1 protein-coding gene is annotated in these 1,672 nt (G+C 73.5%); it reads left to right on the top strand.

The genetic code is table 11. The features are described 5' to 3' along the window. Window positions 1-167: 167 nt before the first annotated feature. On the top strand, window positions 168-1,672 hold a 1,505-nt coding region (locus ACLVWQ_RS29660), incomplete at its 3' end, for a polyketide synthase dehydratase domain-containing protein (RefSeq protein WP_414112292.1).

Genomic DNA, 1,672 nt, shown 5'->3' with positions numbered 1-1,672 from the left:
TCGTGGCGTTGCAGCGTCGGGATCAGCCGCAGGTGCGGACGGCGTTGGGTGCGTTGGCGCAGGTGTATGTGGCGGGTCATGATGTGGATTGGTCGGGGGTGTTCGCGGGGACCGGGGCGTCTCTGGTCGACCTGCCGACGTATCCCTTCCAACACCAGCCCTACTGGATGCTGGAGAACTCGACCGGCGGTGTGGTCTCGGCGGGACAGACGGCCGCGAGCCACCCCATGCTGGACGCCGTCGTACGCGTCGCCGACGCCGACGAGGTCGTGTTCACCGGCCGGCTCTCGGCACGCACGCACGCCTGGATCACCGAGCACGAACTGGGCGGCCGGGCCCTGGTGCCCGGCACCGCGCTGCTCGACATGGCGCTCTGGGCCGGCGACGAGGCCGGCTGCGACGGGGTGGCCGAGATGGTGGTCGCCGCGCCGCTGGTCATCCCCGCGAAGGGCGGCGTACGGGTCCAGCTCGTCGTGAAGGAGCCGCAGGACAGCGGAGACCGGCCGTTCTCGATCCACTCCTGCCGGGAGGGCGAGGACGAGTGGGTCTGCCACGCCACCGGCACGCTGGCCGCCTCGTCGCCGGCGCCGGCCTTCGAGCTGAGCGCGTGGCCGCCGGCCGGCGCCGAGCCGGTGGAGACGGACGGCTTCTACGACCGGCTCGCGGAGAACGGCTACGTCTACGGCCCGGTCTTCCGCGGACTGCGGACCCTCTGGCGCCGCGACGGTGCCGACGGCGCCGAGTTCTTCGCCGAGGTGGCACTGCCGGAACGTACGGACACCGCACGGTTCGGGATCCATCCCGCCCTGTTCGACGCGGCCATCCATCCCCGGGTCGTGGCCGCGATCACCGACGCGGGCGACGACTTCACCCTGCTGCTGCCGTTCGTGTGGAGCGGTATCAGCCTCTACGCCACCGGTGCGACCTCGCTTCGGGTCCGGTTGCTGATCGACGCCGAGACCGAGGGCGGCACGTCCTGCCTGGTCCAGTTCGCCGACGAGGCGGGCCAACCCGTGGGCGAGGTGCGTTCGGTGGAGGCACGCCCGGTGTCGGCCGACCAGTCGGCCGCCCAGGAGACGACGGCGGGCTCGCTGTTCGGTGTGGACTGGAGCCCGGCCGAGGTGACCCCGGCCGAGCCCGTGGGGCGCTGGGCGCTGGTCGGTTCCACCGGCCGGCCGGTCGGCGACGCGCTGGCGATCGACCGCCATGCGACGCTGTCGGACGCCGCCGGGGCCGATGTGCTGGTCGTCGCCCACGCCGCCGGACGGCCCGGTGACGACGTCGTGGCCTCGGTGCACGACACGACGGCCGAGGTACTGGAACTGCTGCGTGAGTGGCTGACCGACGACCGGTTCCTGTCGAGCCGCCTCGTCGTGCTGACCCGTGGCGCGGTCGTCACCGGTGCGGACGACACCGCTCCGGACCTGACGGGCGCCGCGGTGTGGGGTCTGCTGAGGTCCGCGCAGGCGGAGCACCCCGACCGGATCGTGCTGGCGGACGTCGACGACGACCCGGCATCCCTGCTGGCCCTGCCCGCCGTGCTGGCGGCCGACCACGACCAGGTGGCGATACGCGCCGGCGCGGTGAGCGTGCCCCGGCTGGCGCTGCGCTCCCCGGCGGAGGTGGTGCGGCCCGAAGTGCCGGCCGAGGGCACGGTGCTGGTGACCGGCGG

This window comes from Streptomyces sp. CWNU-52B (assembly GCF_047444975.1).
Lineage (GTDB): Bacteria > Actinomycetota > Actinomycetes > Streptomycetales > Streptomycetaceae > Streptomyces.
This window is presented reverse-complemented; position numbering and strand designations above follow the sequence as displayed.